Annotated in this window: 21 protein-coding genes and 1 pseudogene; 15 read left to right on the forward strand and 7 right to left on the reverse strand. The window is 34.1% G+C overall.

Going from position 1 to position 25,782, the window contains the following annotated elements:
- Window positions 1-131 precede the first annotated feature (131 nt).
- A pseudogene (locus C1A40_RS12030) lies at window positions 132-711 on the forward strand (transposase).
- 233 nt (window positions 712-944) lie between these two features.
- Here the strand turns inward: C1A40_RS12030 and C1A40_RS12035 are convergent.
- Window positions 945-2,138, reverse strand: coding sequence for an IS256 family transposase (locus C1A40_RS12035; protein ID WP_102994202.1), 1,194 nt, complete (start codon window positions 2,136-2,138; stop codon window positions 945-947).
- Window positions 2,139-2,279: 141 nt separating this feature from the next.
- Here C1A40_RS12035 and C1A40_RS12040 point away from each other — a divergent pair, with 141 nt between their 5' ends.
- From C1A40_RS12040 to C1A40_RS12065, 7 genes are all read left to right on the forward strand, one after another.
- The gene (locus C1A40_RS12040) at window positions 2,280-4,649 is read left to right on the forward strand and encodes a BamA/TamA family outer membrane protein (RefSeq protein ID WP_241910400.1); all 2,370 of its coding nucleotides are present in this window, start codon (window positions 2,280-2,282) and stop codon (window positions 4,647-4,649) included.
- A gap of 123 nt (window positions 4,650-4,772) precedes the next feature.
- The gene (locus tag C1A40_RS12045; RefSeq protein ID WP_102996082.1) at window positions 4,773-5,651 is read left to right on the forward strand and encodes an IS982 family transposase; all 879 of its coding nucleotides are present in this window, start codon (window positions 4,773-4,775) and stop codon (window positions 5,649-5,651) included.
- A 236-nt stretch (window positions 5,652-5,887) separates the two neighbouring features.
- Window positions 5,888-6,496 (forward strand): 5,6-dimethylbenzimidazole synthase, encoded by a 609-nt coding sequence (gene bluB, locus C1A40_RS12050; RefSeq protein ID WP_102996105.1) that lies wholly within the window; start codon window positions 5,888-5,890, stop codon window positions 6,494-6,496.
- 554 nt (window positions 6,497-7,050) lie between these two features.
- Entirely contained in the window at window positions 7,051-8,220 is a 1,170-nt protein-coding gene (locus C1A40_RS12055; protein ID WP_102995256.1) for an IS4 family transposase, read from the forward strand.
- Between the two features lie 109 nt (window positions 8,221-8,329).
- Window positions 8,330-8,914 (forward strand): cyclase family protein, encoded by a 585-nt coding sequence (locus C1A40_RS12060; protein ID WP_241910401.1) that lies wholly within the window; start codon window positions 8,330-8,332, stop codon window positions 8,912-8,914.
- Complete coding sequence (locus C1A40_RS18540; protein ID WP_241910402.1) at window positions 8,889-9,092, forward strand: cyclase family protein; 204 nt, start codon at window positions 8,889-8,891, stop codon at window positions 9,090-9,092. Before C1A40_RS12060 ends, C1A40_RS18540 begins: the two co-directional genes overlap by 26 nt.
- Window positions 9,093-9,567: 475 nt before the next feature.
- Entirely contained in the window at window positions 9,568-9,957 is a 390-nt protein-coding gene (locus C1A40_RS12065) for a hypothetical protein (RefSeq protein ID WP_102996106.1), read from the forward strand.
- A gap of 18 nt (window positions 9,958-9,975) precedes the next feature.
- Here the strand turns inward: C1A40_RS12065 and C1A40_RS18190 are convergent, their stop codons facing one another.
- Window positions 9,976-10,137 carry a hypothetical protein gene (locus C1A40_RS18190; protein ID WP_158651350.1) on the reverse strand — a complete coding sequence of 54 codons (162 nt, stop codon included), beginning with the start codon at window positions 10,135-10,137 and terminating at the stop codon, window positions 9,976-9,978.
- A gap of 438 nt (window positions 10,138-10,575) precedes the next feature.
- Between C1A40_RS18190 and C1A40_RS12070 the strand changes: the two genes are divergently transcribed.
- From C1A40_RS12070 to C1A40_RS12080, 3 genes are all read left to right on the forward strand, one after another.
- Window positions 10,576-11,778, forward strand: a complete 1,203-nt coding sequence (locus C1A40_RS12070; RefSeq protein WP_102996107.1) for an exonuclease SbcCD subunit D C-terminal domain-containing protein — start codon at window positions 10,576-10,578, stop codon at window positions 11,776-11,778.
- Window positions 11,779-11,792: 14 nt separating this feature from the next.
- Window positions 11,793-15,449, forward strand: a complete 3,657-nt coding sequence (locus C1A40_RS12075) for an SbcC/MukB-like Walker B domain-containing protein (protein WP_102996108.1) — start codon at window positions 11,793-11,795, stop codon at window positions 15,447-15,449.
- A 511-nt stretch (window positions 15,450-15,960) separates the two neighbouring features.
- Window positions 15,961-16,569: a hypothetical protein gene (locus C1A40_RS12080; RefSeq protein ID WP_102996109.1), complete on the forward strand. Its 609-nt coding sequence runs from the start codon at window positions 15,961-15,963 to the stop codon at window positions 16,567-16,569.
- A 198-nt stretch (window positions 16,570-16,767) separates the two neighbouring features.
- Here the strand turns inward: C1A40_RS12080 and C1A40_RS12085 are convergent, their stop codons facing one another.
- From C1A40_RS12085 to nhaC, 5 genes are all read right to left on the reverse strand, one after another.
- Entirely contained in the window at window positions 16,768-17,961 is a 1,194-nt protein-coding gene (locus tag C1A40_RS12085) for an IS256 family transposase (protein ID WP_102994202.1), read from the reverse strand.
- A gap of 1,790 nt (window positions 17,962-19,751) precedes the next feature.
- Window positions 19,752-20,009: a DUF6952 family protein gene (locus C1A40_RS12095; protein ID WP_067146275.1), complete on the reverse strand. Its 258-nt coding sequence runs from the start codon at window positions 20,007-20,009 to the stop codon at window positions 19,752-19,754.
- Window positions 19,990-20,304 (reverse strand): thioredoxin family protein, encoded by a 315-nt coding sequence (locus C1A40_RS12100; RefSeq protein WP_068602290.1) that lies wholly within the window; start codon window positions 20,302-20,304, stop codon window positions 19,990-19,992. The genes C1A40_RS12095 and C1A40_RS12100 overlap by 20 nt, the downstream gene beginning before the upstream one ends.
- A gap of 13 nt (window positions 20,305-20,317) precedes the next feature.
- The gene (locus C1A40_RS12105) at window positions 20,318-20,956 is read right to left on the reverse strand and encodes a peroxiredoxin (RefSeq protein ID WP_102996111.1); all 639 of its coding nucleotides are present in this window, start codon (window positions 20,954-20,956) and stop codon (window positions 20,318-20,320) included.
- A gap of 301 nt (window positions 20,957-21,257) precedes the next feature.
- On the reverse strand, window positions 21,258-22,724 hold the full coding sequence (gene nhaC / locus C1A40_RS12110) for a Na+/H+ antiporter NhaC (RefSeq protein WP_102996112.1): 1,467 nt from the start codon (window positions 22,722-22,724) through the stop codon (window positions 21,258-21,260).
- Window positions 22,725-23,088: 364 nt separating this feature from the next.
- Here nhaC and C1A40_RS12115 point away from each other — a divergent pair, with 364 nt between their 5' ends.
- The 4 genes from C1A40_RS12115 (at window position 23,089) to C1A40_RS12130 (ending at window position 25,586) form a co-directional block, all read left to right on the forward strand.
- Window positions 23,089-23,604, forward strand: coding sequence for a hypothetical protein (locus tag C1A40_RS12115; RefSeq protein ID WP_102996113.1), 516 nt, complete (start codon window positions 23,089-23,091; stop codon window positions 23,602-23,604).
- Window positions 23,605-23,761: 157 nt separating this feature from the next.
- The gene (locus C1A40_RS12120; RefSeq protein ID WP_241910403.1) at window positions 23,762-24,358 is read left to right on the forward strand and encodes a hypothetical protein; all 597 of its coding nucleotides are present in this window, start codon (window positions 23,762-23,764) and stop codon (window positions 24,356-24,358) included.
- 37 nt (window positions 24,359-24,395) lie between these two features.
- On the forward strand, window positions 24,396-24,896 hold the full coding sequence (locus C1A40_RS12125; RefSeq protein WP_102996115.1) for a hypothetical protein: 501 nt from the start codon (window positions 24,396-24,398) through the stop codon (window positions 24,894-24,896).
- Window positions 24,897-25,352: 456 nt separating this feature from the next.
- The gene (locus tag C1A40_RS12130) at window positions 25,353-25,586 is read left to right on the forward strand and encodes a hypothetical protein (RefSeq protein ID WP_102996116.1); all 234 of its coding nucleotides are present in this window, start codon (window positions 25,353-25,355) and stop codon (window positions 25,584-25,586) included.
- Window positions 25,587-25,782: the final 196 nt, after the last annotated feature.

Genomic DNA, 25,782 nt, shown 5'->3' on the forward strand with positions numbered 1-25,782 from the left:
CCCCGCTAGCGCGAGCGTTTTGCTAGTGACGCTAACAGTTAGGGAAGGATGTAATATATTATAACAACTATAAATGTTCGTGACTGTAGAGTAATAAGAAAGGAGAAAAACAATAAGGTTAAGTAAAACAAATGAGTAGAAAATATAAATTCCATATCACAACCGCAGCTTGCTTTGTAAGTTTTGCAACCGTGTATTGGTTAGATGTTTTTACAAGACAAGCTTATTTTACAATCTTAGAGCAGGCAGTAACGTATTGCAGAAAAGAAAAGGGCATGGAAGTTTTTGCGTATTGTTTTATGCCGAGTCATTGCCATTTTGTTTTTAGATCTAAAAATAATGACCCTTCTGGTATGCTAAGAGATTTTAAAGGATTTACTGCTAAAAAAATAAAGGCAATAGAAGAAAATCCAGAAGAAAGCAGAAAAGAATGGCTATTGTGGAAGCCTGTCCTGAGCGAAGCCGAAGGGTTGGAAAGAGCAGATAATAAAAAAAGTAATGTGAGTAAAAAAACAGTTTTTGCAACAGTATAACAAACCTATTGAGGTAATAAAACAAAAGTTGGATTACATTCATAACAACCCTGTAGAACAAGGTTTTGTTACTAATCTTATAGATTGGAAATATAGTAGTACAAGGAACTATGCAGATTACGAAACTGTAATGAAAACAGACAATCAAGGTATGCATAAAGGAATGATGGAGTCATAAAGTTGTTACTAAAAAAAGCTGTAACGCTAACGGTATTTGAGAGTGAAATCATACCTAATAAGAAATAAAACAAACCGCTAAGAGCGCATAAGAACAAAAAATAATTTAGATTTTTCATCTAAAATTTATTACACAATTATTATATAAAGAATGATTACTTGTTACCCGAGTTTATCCAAAATTTTGTGTTTTTGAAAAATAATTTCAAAATTCATAGGTTAAAATAATATAGATTATAACCTGTTTGGAAAACAAATATACAATTGATTGTAAATTTGGCCCCATTTAAATCGTGTTTTCTTCCATTTTTTGCTGATGCTTTGAGCTGCTAAATATATGGATTTCAGTGCTGCATCATCATGAGGAAAGACTTTTTTGTTGCGTGTATATTTTCTTAAACTGGCATTAAAACTCTCAATGATATTGGTAGTATATATAAGTTTTCTAATCTCTTTTGGGTAGTTTAAAAACGCGGTCAAATTATCCCAATTGTTTTCCCAAGACTGTACGGCAGAGAGGTATTTATCTTCCCAATTTTGTTTAAAGACTTCGAAAGCCTCTAAAGCGAATTTCTCATTATCGGCTTGATAAATAGCTTTAATATCGACCATTATTGATTTACGGTCCTTATAGCTCACATATTTTAAAGAGTTTCTAATTTGATGTACGATACATATTTGACGTATACTACCTGGAAAAATAGCTTCTACAGCTTTATCTAATCCAGAGAGGTTATCCGAACACAGAAAGAAGATATCTTTTACGCCTCTAGAGCGCAGATCGTCTAAAATGGACATCCAAGCAGCTGCCTTTTCTGTCTCCACAATACTCATGCTCAAAATATCTTGTTGCCCTTCGGTATTCACCCCTAAAACTATCATACAGGCTTTAGATATTACCTTGCCTTCTTGACGTATTTTATAATGAATAGCATCTATCCAGACAATGGGATATACGTCTTCTAAAGGTCTATTCTGCCATTGTTTGATGTCTTCCAATAATTGATTGGTGATAATGGATACCTGTGATGTGGAATACTGCACTCCATAGGTACTTTCAATAAAATCAATAATATCGCTATTGCTCATACCTTTGGCGTAAAGCAGTTGAATACAATCTTCTAATTCTTGACTAATCGATTGATGTTTGGGGACAATAACAGGCTCAAAGCTCGCTTGACGATCTCTGGGGATTTTGATGCGTTGTTCGCCGTTATGAGTCTTGATAGTTTTCTCTGAGAAACCATTGCGCTGGTTGTTCTCAATTACAGAACCTCCTTTTTGAAACCCTAAGTGGGCAGTCATTTCTGCTTTTAAAAGTGATTCAATACCACGTTTAAGCAACTGTTCCTTGACCTGGTCAAAGTCCTCCTTGTTGCTGATTTTGCCGATCAAGGCGTCTAATTGTTTTTCTAAGTCTGAGTTCATAAAATAAAAATTTAAAAGTAAATTTTTTGCCTATGAATTTCAAAATCATTTTTAAACTAACTAACAGCAAAAACACAAAATAGTTTACAGTCCCTGTTACCCCCACAAACCAACTATTATGAACCTACTAATGCAAGGTATTTGAAAAAAATATTACCTTTTTTATTACTGTTTCCTTTACTAACCTTAGGTCAAACACTGGATTACGAAACCATAACCACCAGCAAGCCTATTAAGGTAAGTGGTCAGGTATCTGCCAGTGGGGTGTATTATAATTCTAACCAGAATAATAACAGAGCTCCTTTCACTTACTTTTTACAGGGGGCATTAAACGTAAATATTTATAGTTTTTTTATTCCCATATCTTATAGTATTTCTAATCAGGGTCAAGATTTAGGCTACCAACTACCTTTCGATTTTAATAGAATTAGTTTGCATCCCAAATACAAATGGATTGCAGGACATGTGGGAAATATAAGCATGACCTTTTCGCCCTATACCTTAAACGGGCATCAATTTACAGGAGCAGGTGTAGATTTGACACCTTCGGGCCCTTTTAAAATAAGCGCGATGTCTGGAAGATTACTACGAGCTACCAACGATGATGGTGACCCTAGAACCATCCCTGCTTATAATAGGATGGGCTATGGTATTAAAACCAATTTAGAGAAAGCGCGTTTTAAAATAGGGTTAATTGGGTTTTATGCCAAGGACGATCCCAACTCTATCGATGCTATTCCCGAAGTAAAGAGCGTACTACCAGAAGAAAACTTGGTATTGAGTATAGAAGGTGAAATAAAGCTAGGTAATAATTTTAGCCTACAAGCAGAATATGCCTCCACAGTAATAACAAGAGATTTACGTGCAGAAAAAACAAATAACACGGCATTTTCACCTATAGCGCCTTTTTTTAATAACCGCGCTTCTACAGAATATTATAGTGCCGTAAAATCACGTTTGGGCTATGCTGTTGGTAGAGTTAACTTAGGTGTAGGCTACGAACGTATTGATCCTGGATACGAAACCTTAGGCGCGTATTTTTTTAATAACGATTTTGAAAACATAACCTTAGATGCTTCCAATTCATTTTTTGGCGATAAGCTAACCTTGGCGATTAACATTGGGTACCAGCGTGACGATTTAGATAATCTTAAAGCAAACAACACCAATAGAACGGTAGGTTCTATAAATGCCAATCTAAATCTATCGGAGCGATTAACGATAGGTGGCTCTTATTCCAATTTTTCAACCTTTACCAATGTTAAACCAAACCAGTTTGATGATATTAATGATGGCAATTTATTAGACGAAGAATTGGAGAATTTAGATTTTAGGCAACTCTCTCAAAGTGCTAATGCTAATATCAACTACATAGTATCCAACAAAAAAACATCCAGACAAAACCTCAGTTTAAATTATGCTTTAAATGATGTGGCGAATGAGCAAGGCGGGATTGTACGTATTGGCGATGCTTCTACATTTCATAATTTAAATGCCACACATAGCATTAATTTTACAGAACAAAATTTAAGTGTAAATACATCTGTTAATGGTACTTACAACACCATTGGTAGAGAAGAAGCAACTACCTGGGGACCAACGTTGAGTGTTGCTAAATATTTTCTTGATAAAACACTTAATTCCAGGGTTTCTGTAGGATATAATAATTCTAACAGTATATCTGCAAAAACAAATGTTGTGAATTTAAGAGGTGCTTTAAGCTACACGCTTAAAGAACGACATAATTTAAATCTTAACATCATTCAACTTTTTAGAAATGGTGGAAACAACGGTAACCTTAGTGAGTTTACAGCAACGATTAGCTATAATTACGCATTCGGACTCGAGAAACCAAAATTTAAAATTAATAAAAGGGATAAAAAAGAAAACGATTCCATACGTATTCGATATCGTAAATATGATTTCTTTGGGTTACCCATAGAAATAACTCCTCAATTACTAGAATTACCCGAAAAAGAAGGTTTTACAGATATTATAAAAGGAGAGACACATCAATTAAATAAACTCGCAACTCAATTAAAAGAGACCGAGCGTAAAGACAAAAAAGTCTATAAGGAAATTGCTTTGGCTTACTTGAAAGCACTAGATAAGTATTTTGAATTTGCAGCATTTTATAACGAGATGCTTTTTAGCTCGTATCAAAAATTAGTATTGGAAGCTAAAGAAATGGACAGTCAAATTAAATATGAATATGTCAATTTAACAGCAAAGATTAATAGTGCTGATGAAAAAAATCTGCAAGATTTAAAACAACAAGCCATTCTAGAAAAGCGAAATGAGGCGCATACAAAATTATTAGAATCCTTAACAGCGCGGGATCTTCAGCTTGAGGATATGGAAAATCCAGAGGGAGCCGTTAAAACCTTAAAAAAACGTTATGCATCCAAAGTTTTCAATATGCATAAAAGCGGAAAATCGGATGCTGTAATTATTAAATACATAGAAATACGATTGGCAGATATGTTCCACAAACAGCTTGTAAATAAATAAAGCTTGGCTTATATATCTAAGCATATATTATTTCAACAACCCGTTGTGCATTATGATTTAAAAGAAAAAAGTTGTTCATCTTACTGAAAATCAGTAAATTGATTTAATCACAAATCATTAATAATGAACAACTTGAGTGCAAATTACGAAAGAATATTGGAAGTATTAAGAAAAATATCGAAAGAACAACTTTTAAGTTATCAAAGACGACAACCAAAGCTTAGTGATTTAGAACTTATCAGCTTGAGTCTTACTGCCGAATTTATGGGAATAGATAGTGAAAATGACCTTTTTAGAAAACTTCCAGATTCCCTATTATCAAAAATAGAGAGAAGTGTCTACAATAGAAGAAGACGAAAACTAGTTAATAAGCTCAACAGTATCAGGTTAAGCTTAGCTTCCCATTTTAATGAATTTGAAGATTATTTTGTAGTAGATAGTATGCCTTTAGAAGTTTGTAAATTATCACGCAGTTCTCGTTCAAAGATTTGTAAAGAAAACACTTATGCATTTCCAGATAAAGGTTATTGTGCAGCTCAAAGTTCTAATTATTACGGTTATAAACTGCACGCTGTTTGTTCTGTAAATGGTGTCTTTCAAAGTATCGATTTGAGTCCAGCATCTGTACACGATATTAATTATCTTAAAGATATTAAGATGCAAATAAGCGATTGTACATTAATTGGTGATAAAGGCTATTTATCAACAGAAATACAGCTTAACTTGTTTGAAACCTGTAATATAACGCTAAATACACCTATGAGAAGCAATCAAAAAAATTACAAAGTACAGCCTTATGTATTTAGAAAAAAGAGGAAAAGGATAGAAACATTATTTTCACAACTTTGTGACCAATTTATGATAAGACGCAATTATGCTAAAACTTTTGAAGGTTTTAAAACAAGAATCGTAGCTAAGATAACTGCTTTAACAACTATTCAGTATATCAATAAGTTTATTTTTGGGAGAAACATTAATAATATTAAAATTAACATTATTTAAAATGCACAACGGGTTTCAACAATCTTTATGCAACCAATAAAGAGGAAGTTGACTTAACAAGAATTTTACTTGAGAGTATTCAAAACGAATAGCAAATTTTTATAGCGCTTGTTAATGTTATTCTATCGCAATAGAAAGCGTTAAAAGTTGTTCCTTAAAATTCATATAAATCAATTTTTGAAAGCTCAAAAAGGTCTTACCTTTAGATGAAATTTTGATTTTATAAAAAGGATACTATGGACTTATACGATTGTATTTATAAACGTAGAGATACGCGGCATTTTACAGAAGCTGAGGTTCCGGAAGCGGTACTACTTAAAGCCTTAGATGCGGCTCATGCAGCGCCTTCGGTAGGGCTTTCAGAACCGTGGCGCTTTGTTGTTGTTCAATCTACTGCAAGGAAAAAAGAAATTAAAGCCTTGTTTAATGCTTCGAACGAACAGGCTAAACTGGGAATAACCGATAAAAACCAGTCTACACTTTATAATACGTTTAAGCTTGAGGCTATTGAAGAAACACCTCTTGGCATTGCCATATTTTGCGATAGTAGCACCTTAGATAATTTTACAATTGGCACCATTGGAAACACAAGCACTTTAGAGTGGAGTTGTGCCTGTGCGGTTCAAAACCTTTGGCTATCACTTACCGAACAAGGTTTTGGGGCAGGCTGGGTTTCTATTTTAGATTATTCAAAATTTGAAAAGCTCTTTGATGTGCCTAAAGCATGGAAAAGTCTAGGCTACATGTGTATAGGTAAACCCGCTACCGATTATGGCAGACAACCCATGCTGCAAAAAGAAAAATGGAAAAGCAGAAGTAAAAAACCATATGTTGAGTATGTGTAAATAATGGTGACTCAATGCTGAGTTACATTTTTTATAATCTCCAAATTGATGTTTTTTTAGTTGACTTTAATAGTTCGATTTACTTTTAAGCTTTGAAGGGTGTTTGGGGTTAAATGAGTGTTATTGAGGTGTGGGTTTTGGCACGGACTAAAAGTCCGCGCTATCGGGAGTTGAGGATTGCGACTCAAAGAAGTGTTTTCGTAAAAGACCTTTCAGGTTTTTAAAACCTGAAAGGTCTGTAAAAGATACCGGAAATGAAGGTTTAAAGTTTTGAGTTTGATTCAGGTCTACTAAGCTGCACAAGGAAAAATGGAAAAACAGATGTGAAACATCACATGTTGAGTATGTGTAAGTAATGGTGACTCAAAGCATAGCTCCCATTTTTTTAGTAAATATGAAAGCGATATATTTAATCCTTTACTTATTTTTTTATGCTAAAGGAAATAGCATTGTTAGTAAGAAATCAATAGCGTCCAAAACGCTTAAAAAGAGAAAGGGATTTTGTATCTCAAAATATTATTTTTGAGTTGCACAACAAAAAATAACCTTTCTCCATGACAAATATAACATTGTTCTCTCAGATAATCTCCAAATTAGACCGTTCTAGTTTTTCTAAACTTGTAAAAGCCAAGGGAACAGATAAACATCAAAAAGGATTTAATAGTTGGACACATTTAGTCTCCATGTTGTTTTGTCAATTTGCAAAAAGTCAATCCGTCCGAGATATAAGTAATGGACTTCGCTCTGCCACAGGAAACCTTAATCATTTAGGCATACAGAAAGCACCTTCTAAATCAACGATAAGCTATCAAAACAAACATCGAGACTGGACGCTTTATCGAGATTACTACTATGTTCTTTTAAAAAGTTTTGGACAGCACCCTCACTTAAAACGTGTTAAATTCAAAATTAAATCCAAGATATTTCTATTAGATTCTACAACGATAAGTCTATGTTTAAGTCTCTTTGATTGGGCAAAATACAAAACCCACAAAGGAGCTGTAAAAATGCACACCTTGCTTGATTATGATGGTAATTTACCGCACTATGTAAATATTAGCGATGGTAAAACAGCAGATAATAAAGGAGCTTACGATATTCCTTTGATTAGCCGTTCGGTTATTGTCGCAGATCGATTTTATAATGATTTTTCGTTACTTAACGTTTGGGACAGCAACCAAGTGTTTTTTGTAATTAGGCACAAAGAAAACATCCAATTTAAGAGTATTAAAGAAAAAGAATTGCCAGAAAATAGACATCATCATGTTTTAAAAGATGAAATCATTGAGCTAACAGGGGCTAAATCAAAAACAAAATACCCAAAGAAGCTACGTAGAATAGCTGTATGGGACGATAAAAATAACCAGGAAATAGAACTTATTACCAACCAAATGTCTTGGACAGCAAACACAATTAGCCAACTCTACAAAGCTAGATGGGATATTGAGATATTCTTTAGAGACATCAAACAACAGCTACATATTAAATCGTTTATAGGAACTTCTGAAAATGCCGTAATGATACAAATATGGACGGCTCTTATTACTATACTCATCCTAAAAGCCTTAAAAGCAAATGCAAAATATAATTGGTACTTGTCCAATTTAGTAGCTTTTATAAGACTTAACCTTTTTGTCAAAGTGGATTTGCAAAAATGGATTGATAGCCCTTTTAACGAGCAGCCTCCCCCCAAACAAAATTATACACAAGGGGTTCTTTTTTGAAAAAGATAAAAAACATGGCTAATTACCAGTAAAATCGTTGACTTTTGATTAGATCAAAAATGTTTAGGACAGGATTGGTAAGAAATCAATTAAGCAGTAAAAAATTCCTATGAAAATTATAGATTTATCGAAACCTATTCAGTACAATAAGTCGGACCCATGGTTTATGAAAGTTAAAATAAAACATAAACCACACCGAAAATCGAAATTACTAATTCGTTTTTTAGGGCTTCCGCTTAAATTGTTTCCGAAACATTTTAATGGTTGGGCCGATGATATCATCGAAAAAATGGGCGTTCATGCAACCACACATATCGATGCACCTTGGCATTATTCGCCAACTACAAATGGTAAGAAATCGAAAACTATAGATGAGGTTCCGCTAGAGTGGTGTTTTGGTGACGGATTAGTTATCGATATGACCCATAAAGCTGATTTCGACCCTATTACCCAAAAGGATATTGAAGATTTTTTAAAGCAAAATAATTTAACGGTTAAACCCGGAATGATTGTTTTGATTAAAACGGGACGGGATAAATTTAATGGCACCAAAGATTTTCATAAAATAGGAACGGGCATGTCTGCCGAAGCCACGGCTTGGTTAATCGATCAAGGAATAAAGGTAATGGGTATTGATGCTTGGGGGGGGGGATTTGCCCTTGCCCCATATGCTGAAAAAAGCAAAGGAAACTAACAATTCTGAACTGTTTTGGGAGGCTCATTTAGTAGGTAGGGATAAAGAATATTGCCACATGGAACAGCTTGTGAATTTAGACGCCCTGCCGTATGAAGGTTTTAAAATAGCTGTTTTTCCTTTAAAAATAGTGGGCGCTTCGGCGGCTCCTGCACGAGTGGTTGCTCTTTTTGATTAGTAGGCTAAGGCTAAGGCGTAACATAAAAGGGATTAAAAGTTTGGATTATCTTATTTTAAAATGAACTTTCTAAAAACTGCAGGACCAAATTTTTCTATTTAACCATAAATTGACATACTAAGGATTAAGTAAAGACAATTAGGACATGTCATGTCGTAAATAAAAAACTTGAACCGCTGTAAATTTGTAGTGTAATTAGAAGTAATTACGTTTTCATATGGTTAGTTTAGTTTGGTTTTTAAAGATTCACCTGCTGTAAGATTGTTCATTATAGTAGGTGAATTTTTTTAGAATACCAGACAATTTAATGCATGCTAAAAAGCTTCTTTTCGCTATAAAACATCAAGAATATTGCTTTTATTAAACTTTTCACTCTTAGTATATAGAAAACAATACCATTAGTTCAAGCAGGTCGGTATCATTATAAATAAAAATTTGTTTTATATTAGATATCGATTTTTAAAAACTCGATCGCTTGAAAGAAAACATACCAGATTCAACATATGCTCCACCAACATGGAAACATCATAATAATGTTGAGTACATTAATATGGATTTTTCAAAGCTGTCTTCAGATGAAATGGTTATTAATTTTTTTGCAGATACGTTAGATCTTGTTTTGCAAAGACCAGACAAAAGTGTTCGTGTTTTTGCAGATGTAAAATCGATTAAAATAAAGCCTTCTACCATGCGTGTCCTTAAAGAGTATGGTAAAAAAGGACAACCAAAAGTGAAAAAATCGGTTATGGTAGGAACCGTTGGCTTGGTGTCTTTACTCATGAAAGTATATGTGAATTATACGGGTAGTAAAATGAAGTTTTTCACCGACTATGACATTGCTATGGAGTATCTTACAAGTGATTAAACGCTGGAATAACTTCATTTAAAAAGGACCTTTTAAAGACTTGATCACAAAATTTTCTACGAAACCATAAATTAACGAGCTTAAGAAACTGTAAATCCAGGTATGACATTTTATGTCGTATAAAAAGGCTTCCAATCGCTGTAAATTTGTAGTGTAATTAGTAATAATTACTTTTTTCATAAGTTAGTTTAGTTTGGTTTTTAGAGATTAACTAAGCCGCTGTAGGGGTGGTTCCCTACGGCGGTTAATCTTTATCAAATGGAAACTTAAAAAAAGACCCAATAACACCATTATATATAGTAAAACCCTGAGAATAGTAACATTCTCAGGGTTTTCGGTTTTAATAACGATTCGTAAATGCATAGTATGTTAAAGGGCATCACTTTTTTATAAGGCATCACGTTTAAAGCAGCCAATAAGTAGGCCATATAATTGAATTTCATAGAAACACCCTAGCTTATAAATCAATAGTTGAGTATATCATCTTTTTAGTCTTTCTAAGTAGGCTAACCTCCGCCAGTAATTTTACCGCTTTTTGAATAGCAATTGCGTTGAAACCTATATTTTTGATGTGATAGAACAAATTACAGCGTTAAATTTAGAACTTAAAAGTACGATATGAAAATATTACATACGGCCGATTGGCATTTAGGGCATCGCCTTCACGAGCAATCTCAAATGGAAGAGCAATCCTTGTTTTTAGATTGGTTAGAGGGTTATATTATTGATAATAGTATTGATGTTTTACTGGTTTCTGGAGATGTGTTTGATACCGGCGCCCCATCAAACCAAAGTTTGGAAATGTACTATAATTTTTTGATCAAGTTAAATGGTAGCTGCTGTAAATCGATTGTAATTACGGGTGGAAACCACGATTCTCCTGGCACTTTAAACGCCCCGAAGCACATATTAAACGCGTTATCTATAAAAGTGGTTGGCAAGGCTACAGAACATATTGAAGATGAGGTTTTCAATATTTGTATTAATAACGAGCACCTTATTGTGGCTGCAATCCCTTATTTAAGAGATGGTGATATTAGGCGGGCCGTAGCAGGAGAATCATTTGAAGACCTTACCGATAAGTATAAAACCGCACTTATAAATCACTACCACCAAGCCGCAGCACATTGTAAAGATATAAATCAAGCCAACGCCCCGATGATTGCCATGGGGCATTTATTTGCCGTTGGTGGGTCTATTTCAGAAAGCGAACAGCAAATTTATGTTGGAACTCTGGGACATATAGGTGCCGAAGATTTTCCTAAAGAATTCGATTATATCGCTTTAGGACACTTACACCGGCCACAAATTATTGGAGGCAATCCTAAAGTGAGGTACTCTGGTTCCCCAAATGTTTTAAGTTTTAGCGAAGTTGGATATGATAAAAAGGTGGTTGTTTTAAATATTTCTGATAATAAAATTACAGAAGTAACTGATGTAGTTATTCCTAATTTTAGAATGTTTTACCGAATAAAAGGAAGTGTCGCAACATGTATAAATCAGTTCCCTAACGTGGTTACTAGCAGCTATGACTTAACGTCTTGGGTAGAGTTGATTTTAGATGAAGACCACACAGTAAATACCGATAGCATAAAGAGTGCAGCTAAAAAATATGATTTCGAGATACTAAAAATCTCTTTAAAAAATCAGCGTATGGTAAAAGGTATTGAGGAACTCCTAGAAAACACAAAAACTATTAAAGAATTGGTGCCAACAAACGTTTTTAAGCTTAAATGTGAAGAGTTGGGGTATAATTTAGATGAAAACCCAGAAGTTTGGGATGCGTTTAATGAAATTTTTCAAGAGGTTAAAGGACATTAAATTAGGAGGGAGTTATGAAGATATTAAAAATAACACTGCAAAATATCAATTCATTAAAATCGGAAACTCCTGTGGTTATCGATTTTGAAAGCGAACAGTTTAAAGATGTTGGTTTGTATGCCATTACAGGATCTACAGGCGCAGGAAAAACAACCATTTTAGATGCTATCACTATTGCCTTGTACCATAACGTACCAAGATTTAAGGGAACCAAAGGGGCCTTAATCGACGTGGTGAGCTATGGCGCACATGATGCTTTTAGTAGGGTGGTTTTTGAGAATGAAGGCTATGTTTACGAGGCCTCATGGGCCATTAGATTAGCGAGTAGTAATGGCAAAAAGCTCGTTAATCCGCAGGAAGAAGTTTGTTTGAAAAACCTAAGCACCAATAAAATTTTGGCCTCCCAAAAACGAGCGGTTATTACAACGGTGTGCGAGGTCACTCAATTAAATTACGATCAGTTTTTAAGATCGGTTATGCTTGCTCAAGGTGAATTTGCGGCGTTTTTAACTGCTAAAGGTGCCGATAAGGGGCGTTTGTTAGAACAAATTACGGGCGAGGGGATTTATAAAAAAATAGGTCAGGGTATTTTAGACCGTAAATCTAAGGAGGATAATAAATTAAGAGATATTCAAGCCGAAATTAATGATGCCGATATTATTTCTGAAGAAAGAAAAACAGAGCTAATTACAAAAAATAAGGAGCTAGACAAGCACATTGAAGCATCTAAAAAACGTATTGAGGCGATGGAAACCATTGCTAATTGGTATCTTAACATGCAAAAACTCCAATTGGAAACGCTAAAGTTGGAGGAAAACGAAAAAATCATTCAGCAGCATAAAGAAAAGCATGTTTTAAAATTTCAAGCACTAGAACTCAATGAAAAGGCAGAACCCCATCGTGAGCTTATTGGGAGTATTAATTTGAATACTAAAAGTTTAAATGAAAATATTACAGAGCTAAAAACACTTGCTGATAAATTGTCTACAATATCTCCTGAAATTAAACAGTTAGAAGCACTTTCAAAAAAGGAAACCGAAAACTTAGAGCGGGCAATGCAGGAGTTTTCTACTTGGCAACCCCGATTAGATGAAGTGGGGAAACTGGATAGCGAGCTCAAACATGCTTCAGGGAATGCATTAAAGTTAAGTGAGGAACTCAAAGCACTGGAAAAGGATACAGTAAAATCTACTGCTGAAGCCCAGGAAATAAAGGCGAAAATATCGCAAACAGAAGGTCAAATTAAAGACGACACGGATTATTTATCAAAAAATAAATTTCTTTCTGAAGTTGCGCTCGAAATTTCTAATTGGAGCTCGGAGTTTGCAACCTTAAAGGTGTATAAATCCGATTTATCGGAAAAACAGCAGGATCTTGCTCTTAAAAAGAAGGAGCTCAAAGAAGCCCAAATTAAATACGATGAAAAAAGTAAAATCTTAAAAACGAAGCTCGAAACGGGAGAAGGTTTTACTAAGGAAATCATTCATATTAAAGACCAGTTAGAAAAAAAGAGTCTGTCTGTTTTGTTGGATGAACAAAAGAAGGTGACTCAAATTGAAGGGACGTGGAAAGAACTCAATAGGTTTTCGCAAGACCTTAAAACGAACGAGGAGGAGCTTAAAAAACTTATAGAGGAACAGAAAGGTGATACCTCGCAATTAAAAATTATAAAAGATGAATTACTTGTTCTTGATGACAAATTAAAACATCAAGAAGTGGCTATTAAGGATGCTGAAAAAATCTTAGATTTAGAAAAAAGCATCTCTAAATATGAAAATGATCGCGCACATTTAAAAGCTGGTGAGCCCTGCGGATTATGTGGTTCTTTAGAGCATCCTTATACCGTACATCTTGAAGCCAAAGGCGTTTCTGAGGCGCAATTAGAACTAAATAACCGAAAAGAAACTCTAAAACAACTTAGCGAGAGTCAATCGCAATTAAAAATAAAGCATGCCAAAATTGTAGCTGCAATGGATGGCAATTCAAAACATATTGCATCAAAAAAAGCGGAGATCGACCGTGTTAATTCTCAAATAAAATCACTAAATATTGAAGCTGATGGGCTTGGTTTAAAGGATATAAAAGCTAAACTGCAAGCGTTTAGTTCACAATTACTAGCTTTAAGTGATGAAATAAAAGCAGCGCAAGATTTACAAAAACGTCTTGATGAGTGCATGACCATTAGTAATAATCATGAAAAGGAAGTAGGCAAGTTAAATGCTGAAATTTCGGCATTAGATGAAAAAGGAAAAAATACGAGATTAGAAATAACTACTTCAGAAAAAGCCATTATTAAAATTCAAGATACTTGCGAGATCCTTGAAAATAATTTGAAACATAAGTTAAATAAGTTCCACTATAAATGGCCCGTAATTTCGGAGAGTGCGTTGTTTATTAAAAATATTGAAGCTCAAATTACAACGTACACCATTACAAATTCACGATTAGAAAAGTTAAAGGCTAACCTGGTAGGCTTAAACGATCGCTTGTTGGGTAATAAAAAAATATGGAGCCAAATTGAAGAAAATAAAAATACCAAACATAAGGCCTTAAAGCGTTTAAATGAAGCATATGTTTCTCTAAAACTACGTCGCGAGTCAATTTTACCGCTAGATATATCAATTGAAAAAAAACGCCATCAGTTGCAGCTTCATATTGATGAGCTTAAAAAAAAGGAAAACACAAGCAAAGAGCAGCTCCTAAAACTGCAAAAGGAGGAAGCTGAATTAAAAACACTATCAGCAGCTAATATGAAGCAGCAAAAAAGGCTTAAGGCAGAACTAGAGGTCTTAAATACCTCATTATGTAAAGTTCTGGAAGCAAGTGTGTTTAATACCAGAGAAGCGCTTGAAAAAGCATTGCTAAGTGAGCCAAATAAGCGAGAATTTAAACAGATTAAGCATAGCATAGAAAAGCGTGTTATTGAATTAGAGGCTTTAAAGCTTAAAAATGCACAAGCCAAAACGGCGCAACTTAACGCTAAAAAATTCAACATTAGTGAGGCTGAATGTAACCAACAGTTATTAGGTTTTAATGAAAACTATAAAACCTTACTAGCCGAAAAAGGTGAAATTAAAGAAGCGTTTCGAAAGGATGAAGAAATACGAAATAGAAATCAGGAGGTTTATAAGCGTATTAAGGCACAAGAGTCTGTTTGCAGCGTTTGGAAAGAATTGTTTAAAATAATAGGAAATTCCAAAGATGCCTTTAATGTTTATGTACAGCGCTTAACTTTAAAGCAGCTGCTCGACCTTGCTAATGTGCATTTATTTCATTTAAATAAACGCTATTCTTTACAGTTGGAAGCCGCCTATAAGCCTAAAGAGGAGTTAAACTTTAATTTAATTGACCACTACCAAACCGATCAGGCACGTTTGGTCGATACTTCTAGTGGTGGTGAAAAATTTATCATCAGTTTAGCCTTAGCATTGGGCTTGTCTGATTTGGCTAGTAAAAATGTGAAAATCGATTCTTTATTTATTGATGAAGGTTTTGGAACATTAGATAATAACAGCCTAGAAACCGTGATTTCAACTTTAGAATCACTGCAATCGCAAGGGAAATTAATTGGTATTATTTCGCATGTAGAGAATTTAAAGGAACGTATCCCAGCGCAAATACAAATCACAAAAAAGAGTAGCGGTATTAGCGAAGTAGCTGTTGTGGCTTAATATTTTATTGATGACACGCCATGTCGCCCTAAACGACTTAAATCTTCTGTAAATTTGTAGTGTAATTAGAAGTAATTACATTTTTTTCATAAAGTTAGTTTAGTTTGGTTTTAAAGATTAATGGGCTGCTGTAGGTGTGGTTACCTACAGCAGTTAATCTTTATTTTAGCAAGAGTTTATGAAAATTTAAGTAGACCCAAGTAAATCATTATATATAGAAAAACCCTGTGGAGCTATTTTTTCGCAGGGTTTTCGCTTTTATATCGTTTGTACTACTTTAATAGTGTACAGGATTGAGAATTTTAGACTTCAAAAGAGCAATTTACCTTATCGTTAGTGCCTGTGGTGAAATTCGGACATGTCATGTCGCTATTTAAGCTTTATGGTTCACGTACATTTGTAGTATAATTATAATAAATTATGATTTTTATGCCAGTATGTTGTTTAAAATATATTAAACATTGTAGGCTTTTAAAAACCGTAATCTATTGAAAAAATAAATTTTAATATTATGAATAATACTTTCAAAAACATGAAAAAAGGATTTTTAATGCTCGCTTTATTTGGTACTATGCTAAGTTTTGCTGAAGGGCCAGTTGGTGGTATAAATGTTGAGGGAACAAATACAACTTTAACCTTAGATTATGCTAAAAAAGGTAGCGCTGTATCCATTAAAGATAGTTATGGTGCTGTGCTTTACAGTGAAACTATTTCAACTACAGGTAAATACAATAAAAACTTTGATTTATCATTCTTACCTGACGGAAATTATCTATTTGAAGTAGATAAAGATCTAGAGTTTGAAGAAATTCCTTTTACATTAAATAATGGTGTAGCTCATTTTAATAAGAGCCAAGAAAAACTGTTTTATAAGCCTTATTTAAGAGTGTCCGATGATTTGGTTTACATTAATAAATTGAACCTTGATAACAAAAACTTAACTGTTAACATTTACTATACTAAAGGTAATAGTATGAACCAAGAACTATTGGTTTCTGAAATACTAACTGGTGACAGTAAAATTGAAAAGGTTTATAAATTAGCCGAAAACGGACACGGTACCTATAAAATAGTCCTAGGTTCTGGAGGTAGATTCACAGAAACAAAAATTAAAATTTAAGAGGTCTTAATTTTAAATGTATAGTAAATCCTATATAGGTACTATTAAATCGCTCTAAAAATAAAACCCTGTAAAAGAAGTATTCTTATACAGGGTTTTCATTTTTTATATTAATGCAACATGGGTTCGACAGAGTTTATCCAAAATTTTGTGTTTTTGAAAAATAATTTCAAAATTCATAGGTTAAAATAATATAGATTATAACCTGTTTGGAAAACAAATATACAATTGATTGTAAATTTGGCCCCATTTAAATCGTGTTTTCTTCCATTTTTTGCTGATGCTTTGAGCTGCTAAATATATGGATTTCAGTGCTGCATCATCATGAGGAAAGACTTTTTTGTTGCGTGTATATTTTCTTAAACTGGCATTAAAACTCTCAATGATATTGGTAGTATATATAAGTTTTCTAATCTCTTTTGGGTAGTTTAAAAACGCGGTCAAATTATCCCAATTGTTTTCCCAAGACTGTACGGCAGAGAGGTATTTATCTTCCCAATTTTGTTTAAAGACTTCGAAAGCCTCTAAAGCGAATTTCTCATTATCGGCTTGATAAATAGCTTTAATATCGACCATTATTGATTTACGGTCCTTATAGCTCACATATTTTAAAGAGTTTCTAATTTGATGTACGATACATATTTGACGTATACTACCTGGAAAAATAGCTTCTACAGCTTTATCTAATCCAGAGAGGTTATCCGAACACAGAAAGAAGATATCTTTTACGCCTCTAGAGCGCAGATCGTCTAAAATGGACATCCAAGCAGCTGCCTTTTCTGTCTCCACAATACTCATGCTCAAAATATCTTGTTGCCCTTCGGTATTCACCCCTAAAACTATCATACAGGCTTTAGATATTACCTTGCCTTCTTGACGTATTTTATAATGAATAGCATCTATCCAGACAATGGGATATACGTCTTCTAAAGGTCTATTCTGCCATTGTTTGATGTCTTCCAATAATTGATTGGTGATAATGGATACCTGTGATGTGGAATACTGCACTCCATAGGTACTTTCAATAAAATCAATAATATCGCTATTGCTCATACCTTTGGCGTAAAGCAGTTGAATACAATCTTCTAATTCTTGACTAATCGATTGATGTTTGGGGACAATAACAGGCTCAAAGCTCGCTTGACGATCTCTGGGGATTTTGATGCGTTGTTCGCCGTTATGAGTCTTGATAGTTTTCTCTGAGAAACCATTGCGCTGGTTGTTCTCAATTACAGAACCTCCTTTTTGAAACCCTAAGTGGGCAGTCATTTCTGCTTTTAAAAGTGATTCAATACCACGTTTAAGCAACTGTTCCTTGACCTGGTCAAAGTCCTCCTTGTTGCTGATTTTGCCGATCAAGGCGTCTAATTGTTTTTCTAAGTCTGAGTTCATAAAATAAAAATTTAAAAGTAAATTTTTTGCCTATGAATTTCAAAATCATTTTTAAACTAACTAACAGCAAAAACACAAAATAGTTTACAGTCGCTATGAGCGTAATTAATGCTGTAGCTAATAAACTTGTATTAAGAATATTTGCAGAAGCCAAAAGAGAGGAACCTTTTGTAAAATTATTTGCTTAAAAGTTTGTTTTTAACTTAGAATGCTCAGAGTGACAAGTTGGGACCACGTTTCAGTAGTAGGTTAATAATCAATAGTCAATAATAAATAGTCAATTGTTTTATCTACGGTCTTCGAGCGGAGTCGAGAAGTTAAGTTACAAGGTTACAAGGTTACAGCGTTAAAAAGGTGGTGTCATTCAGAAGGAGGAACGACTGAAGAATCTTTAGCTCAATAGCTTGTCGTAAAACAGAGATTCATGAAGGTTTTTTGCCTTAGGATGTATGTTTAATACCAATAACCAACAACTAATTATCACTTCTAATATCTACAATTTAACTTTTACCTTTGAAGACTCTTCGACAAGCTCAGAGTGACAAGTTGGGACCACGTTTCAGTAGTAAGTTAATAATCAATAATAAATATTCAATTTTTTTTGGCTTTATGCTGAATACTTATGACATGGTTTTATCTACGGTCTTCGAGCGGAGTCGAGAAGTTAAGTTACAAGGTTACAAGGTTACAGCGTTAAAAAGGTGGTGTCATTCAGAAGGAGGAACGACTGAAGAATCTTTAGCTCAATAACTTGTTGTAAAACATAGATTCATGAAGGTTTTTTGCCTTAGGTGTATGTTTTATGCCAGTAACCAACAACAAATTTTCACTTCTAATATCTACAATTTAACTTTTACCTTTGAAGACTCTTCGACAAGCTCAGAGTGACAAGTTGGGACCACGTTTCAGTAGTAAGTTAATAATCAATAATAAATAATCAATTTTTTTTGGCTTTATGCTGAATACTTATGACATGGTTTTATCTACGGTCTTCGAGCGGAGTCGAGAAGTTAAGTTACAAGGTTACAGCGTTAAAAAGGTGGTGACATTCAGAAGGCGGTAAGACTGAAGAATCATTACGTCAATAACTTGTCGTAAAACATAGATTCATGATGGTTTTTTGCCTTAGGTCGTATGCTTTATGCCAGTAACCAACAACTAATTTTCACTTCTAATATCTACAATTTAATTTTTACCTTTGAAGACTCTTCAACAAGCGTGGTGTGACAAGTTGGGACCAGGTTTCAATGCTAGGTTAATAATCAATAATCAATAATCAATTTTTTGGGGCTATAGGCTGTACGCTTTATGCTGAAGGCTTGTAACTTCGTTTAAATTGAAGCTGTCTATGCTGATTAGCTGCACTTCGACAAGCTCAGTGTGACATCGTAGTGCATAGTTTCAGTGGAGGGTTAATATTCTATAATCAATAATCAATTTTTTTGGGCTATAGGCTGTACGCTTTATGCTGAAGGCTTGTAACTTCGTTTAAATTGAAGCTAATCTATATTGATTTAGCTGCACTTCGACAAGCTCAGTGTGACACCGTAGTGCAAAGTTTCAGAGGAGGGTTAATAATCAATAATAAATAGTCAATTTTCTTACCCAACAACCAAAATCTAGCTCAAAAAAAACAGCCTAGAATAAAATTCCAGACTGTTTTATAAATGTTTGATTTGTTTTGGAAAACTAATTTAAATCTAAGGTTTGGAGGTTATAGGGTGATACGCTTCACGAGAGAATAATCACGTTCTACGAATCCCTTTTAACTTCTACCGTTTCACTTCAAATTAATTATCTATCGATCCCATAACACGCTTCATAAAGGCATTTAATGCTTCTTTTTTAGGCGTGCCATCTTTGATCATTTTGTTAACTTCAACGGCTCCATACATGTTAGAAATAAGCTCGCCAATAACATCCAATTCTTCATCTTTTAAAGACGATAATTCGGTTAAAGCTTCTAGCGTTTCGATGGTTTCAATTACGAAATCCTCGTCATTCTCCTCAATAAATTGAGTAAGATGTTTAATTACTGGTAACTTCATCGACTAAATCTTTTAAAGGATCAAATTTATTGGTTTGCACTTGGTTTAAAAAGTTCCCATTTTTAAAAGTAGCAAAGGTTGGTAAATTATCAACATTAGCTAATTTTCTTGATTCTGGGAATTTTTCAGCATCAGCGATAACGAAAGTAATGTTTTCGTTTTCGGTGGCTAACTTTTTAAATTTAGGTTTCATAATTCGGCAGTTACCGCACCATGTTGCAGAGTATTGTACTACAACTATGTCGTTGTTTGAAACTAATTCGCCTAAATTGTCTTTATCTAATTCTTGAACCATGAGTTTTGTGTTTTTAGTGTGAAGCTAAATATTCAGCGGTACCTTTAGCGTTAGCTTGCATAGCATCTTTTCCTTCTTCCCAGTTTGCAGGACAAACTTCTCCTTTTTCTTGCACGTGTGTTAAGGCATCAACTAAACGAATGTATTCACCAACATTTCTTCCTAATGGCATGTTGTTTATACTTTCGTGTTGTACAGTACCTTCTTCGTCAATAATGTAAGTCGCTCTGTATGTTACGTTATCGCCTTCAACTTGTACGGTTCCAGTAGCTTCGTCAAAAGTTTCGTTAGTAATATCTAAAATACCTAAAATGCTAGATAAGTTACGGTTGCTATCAGCTAGGATTGGGTAAGTAACACCTTCAATACCTCCGTTATCTTTTGGCGTGCTTAACCATGCGAAATGAACTTCTGGCGTATCACAAGAAGCTCCAATAACTACGGTGTTACGTCTTTCAAATTCTGGTAATGCCGCTTGGAAAGCGTGTAATTCTGTAGGGCAAACAAATGTGAAGTCTTTTGGATACCAAAATAAAACAACTTTTTTCTTGTTATCTCTTGCTGCTTCTAAAACGTTTACTTTAAAAGTATCACCCATTTCGTTCATGGCGTCTACGTTTAAATCTGGGAATTTTTTTCCTACTAATGACATATTTTTGTTTTTAAGTTATTAATTATTTTCTTCTGCAAATGTAGTATAGAATATAGATTTTTTAGAATAATTAAATCCTAAAAATTTATCAAACTATAGATTTTTGTTATAGTGAAATTTAAACTGAATAGTTTTCAGTTATTTAGAGGGAATGCCAATTTAATTGTATAATGTTGTATTCTTAATTTGAATTATTTTTTGTTCAGATAAAATAGAAAATCCAAGCATAGCCTTAGCTACGGTTTTATTTTATATTGAAATATGGGCGAAAAAGAAACAAATTATATGCGATATTATATGGTTAAAATGGTATACGTTGCTTTATTTTTAAGTTTAAAGCAGCGAATAATAAGGTGGTAAACGGACTCAACCAATTAAAAATGGCATAGATAAAGTACTCGCCAACACCAACACCTAAAACGCCCGATTGATAAGCCCCACAGGTGTTCCAAGGAATAAGTACCGAGGTTACGGTACCCGAATCTTCAAGGGTTCTACTTAAATTTTCTGGAGCTAATTGTTTATCGGCGTAAGCTTGTTTAAACATTTTCCCAGGAATCACAATGGCTAAGTATTGATCGGAAGCAATAATGTTTAATCCCAAACAGCTAATTACCGTACTAGCAAACAAGCCAAATACAGAACTCGCGACGGCTAATAAAGCCTGAGTAATACGAGCTAATGCTCCAATACCATCCATCACACCACCAAAAATCATGGCGCAAATAATTAAAAAGATGGTCCATAACATGCCTTTCATGCCGCCAGAAGCAAAAAGTTCATTGAGTTTCTCGTTATCGGTGCTTATTTGGGTGTCTGTTAAAATGGAAGTGATTACCGCGTTAAGTTTGGAATCTCCTAGGCCGTTTAAAATTTCCGGTTGAAACACAAAAGCAAAAATAGCAGCTAATAATACCCCGGCCAATAAAGCGGCCAAAGGTTTGGTTTTTAGTAATATGAGACCAACCACCACCACAGGAACCGCGAATAACCAAGGGGTGATGTTAAAGGTGGTTTTTATGGTTTGTAGTAAATCGCTAACATCGGCATTTCCCGAAGTTTCGGTGGTTGCACTTAAAATTCCAAAAACAATTAAGGTGATCACAATGGTAGGTACCGTTGTAATGGCCATATACCTAATGTGTGTAAACAAATCGGTGCCCGCCATAGCAGGTGCTAGGTTGGTGGTATCACTTAATGGTGACATTTTATCACCAAAGTAGGCCCCAGAAATAACAGCACCAGCAATCATACCAGGATGAAGCCCTAAGGCCGTACCAATCCCCACAAGAGCAATACCTACAGTAGCCGAGGTGGTCCAAGAACTGCCCGTAGCTATAGAAATAACCGCTGCGATAACCACAGAGGCGGGTAGGAATATTTGCGGACTTAAAACCTGTAAACCGTAGTAAACCATAGCAGGAATAACGCCGCTAATAAGCCATGTTCCGGCTAAGGCTCCTACTAAAAACAAAATCATAATAGGAACAAAAACACTTTTTAAATTCTCCCATATTTCTTGCAACATGAGTTGGTAGGATACTTTGTTTAAAAAACCTACTACAGCAGCTGTAGCCGCACCAATTAATAAAATAATTTGATTAGAATATGCGCCAAACATTTCGCCGTTAGCAAAAAAAATGTTGTAGGCTAAAAAACTCATTAAAACCAGAACAGGAATTAGGGCTGCAGTAAAATTTAGGGCTTTGTTTTCTATAATATGCTGCCCTTGGGCTTCAAATTCAGAAATATTTTTGTCGTCTTGCATGAAGGTGATTTTGTAACGGTAATGTTACGATTTTCGTAGAAGTTATACAAGTTTCGGTTTCAGTCTCGGTTTTAGTTTTCAGTTGCAGTTTTCAGTTAAACGCCTAAACGATTAAACAAATCAACAAATCAACGATTAAACTAAATAAAAAACCATTGACCATTGACAGTTGACGTTTCACGTCTCAGTTAAACGATTTAACAAAATAAGAAACCATTGACGTTTCACATTTCACTTTTCAATTAAACAAACCCACGATTAAACATATAAACAAACCACATCCATCCATAACAATCAAAATCTTACATAATAGAATCTTTTTAGTACATTTAGGCATTATTAATCAAACCAACAACCATTACACATGAAAAAATTAGTACTACTTGTATTAGGCTTTATTTTAGGAGCCGTTATTACTTATTATTTTTGTCCAAGACCGCTTCAAGAAGAGGTGGCTGAGCAAAAGATTGTAAAACCAAAAGGTTTAATTACTATTGATGAAGCCAAAACATTAAATAACAATTGGACCAAGCACAGAGAAAAAGCCGTAGACTCTGCAGCGGCAAAACAAGGTAGAAAAAAAGACACCCGTTCTACTTCTTGGGATTTAGACGAAATTGAAAACTACATCGCTTATGCTAAAAACCAAGCCGATAGTTTAGGTTACGACATGACAGGCGTACGTGTGTATTTAGGGGTGTATGGTGAAAACCAAGGCCAAGCTAAAAAGAATTTATCAACCATGTTTATCGTACCAACAGGGAAAAAATCAAAAGCAACCGCTAGCGCTTTGAATTTGAGTTTACGTGGTGATGATGATGATATTCCTGTGGATCCGTTGAATCGGTCTGGAGGCGGGTCAGGAGGTTACAATCCGTAATTCATAATTATTTGTGGTAAATTTTTTAAACAATAATTTTCTTTCAATTAGCCTAATTGTAGAGTATTTTGTAGTTTTAACTGTAGTTATATTATATAAAAACTACAAATATACTGCTGCTAAATACTTTGCAATTTTCTTAATTTATGTGGCCTTAATGGAAACTTTATCGAGATATACTGGATTGGTTCATCCTGATAAATATTTATATTTTTTTGTTGGAACTGTTTTGGAAAAGAACCATTGGCAAACAACAATTACTTGGGATATAGGGGCTGTTCTATTTTATGTTTTTTATTTTAGAAAAGTTTTAGTTACCCAGGTGTATAAAACTATTTTAACGGTAGCAGGTGTATGCTTTTTAGTTTTTTCCATAATTTATATTATAGTCAATAATGATATATTCTTTACGGAGTTTTATGATAGTATTGTACTTGCTGGGGCATTTGTTATTATCCTTTGTAGTTCATTGTATTTTATTGAAATTTTAAAAAGTGATAAACTATTATATTTTTATAAGGATTTGAATTTTTACATTAGCGTTACCATTTTTTTATGGTGGATCGTTGTTACCCCGTTAACCTTTTATGATGTCTATTTTGTCTATGAAATAGGAAGCTCTTACAGAGATGAAGATTATGCTATTTTAAGAAGAACCATTTACCTTCTTGCCAACCTATTCATGTACGGCATGTTCACCTTTGCTTTAATATATTGTAGACCGCGAAAAAAGGAAATAGCTAACTGTAAGTAAAATTGATTATGTTTGTAAAAAATATCAACATTTTATTATGAAACAACTAATTTATTTAAAGCGCATCGTACTTATTACGGTGTTTGGCTTTTTGGCATTTAACTGTTCTAAAGATGACAGCGAAAACTCTGGTAACACTTCTTTTTACAAGCCAGAGGGTGTTATTACTATAAACGAAGCACAAGATTTACATCAGGCTTGGCAAGATAAAAATGCCACCTTATTTAATAAAGCGGGCTCTAGTAAGTTTAGTGAGCAACACCAATCGTTTTGGTGGTCGTTAGAAGATATACGTAATTATTTAGACTACGCCGAACAAGAAGCCAAAGACAAAGGTTACAACATGAACGGTATTCGTGTTTACTTAGCCGCTTATCCAGAAAAAGAAGGCCAAAACACCTTATTTATCGCGCCTACAGGATATGAAAATACAGTTAAAGCCAGTGTTCTAAATTTGAACTTTTTTGGTGATAATGAAAATATCCCTGTAGGACCGTTGAATAGAGGTGGAGGTGGTCAAGGAGGTTATAATCCTTAATTTTTTAACTCATTTGCAGGTAAACATTTAGGTTTAAGTCAAACACAAGTAATAATCTTAGCAGCAGTTTTAGCCATGTTCTCTTTTGAAGAGCTGTGCTTAACTGCTGTTTTTTGTTTTGTATTTTTATGCTTTATGCTTTAAGCTGTCATTCAGAAGGAGTTACGACTGAAGAATCTCTACCCTAAGAAGTTGTTGTAACGTAGAGGTTTATTGCTTTAGGCCGTACGCTTTACGTCAATAACCAGTAACTAACAACCAATAACCAATTTTCACTTCTAATATCTAAAATTTAACTTTTAACTTTGATAGCCCTTCGACAAGCTCAGGGTGACATGGGCTGGGTTTAGGCGTTATGCTTTAAGCTGTATGCTATATGCCATGTATTCATGCTGTGAAACAGTAAAACTATCGTTCAAAAATTAAATGATAAAATAAATTTGTAACTTTGATATTATGGATTTAAGTTTAGAAAATAAAAAAATAGAACTAATTCAGTGGTTGTCAACTTTGAATGACAAAATGTTGATTGACAAGCTTATGGAGTTAAGGAATAAAGAAAAAACCGATTGGTGGAACGAAATTTCAGCTGATGAAAAAAAATCAATTGAAAAAGGAATTCAAGATGCTAATAAAGGAGAATTAACTTCTCACTCAAATGTGAAAGGTATTTATGAAAAGTGGTTATAGAATACTGTGGACTGACCACGCCATATTTGAACTTAAAGAAATCCTTGAGGATTTTTTACTCGATTTTTAATTTGTTATCTATTGTGCGAAATCATGCCGTAAATCATTCACGAGGCCGTCAGTTTGCGTAATTCGTGTCTTAGTTAAAGTTGTTGTTCAACTGTTTAATTTTGTAACTATGATTGTTTTTCTTTTT

The organism is Tamlana carrageenivorans (genome assembly GCF_002893765.1).
GTDB classification, from domain to species: Bacteria; Bacteroidota; Bacteroidia; order Flavobacteriales; family Flavobacteriaceae; genus Pseudotamlana; species Pseudotamlana carrageenivorans.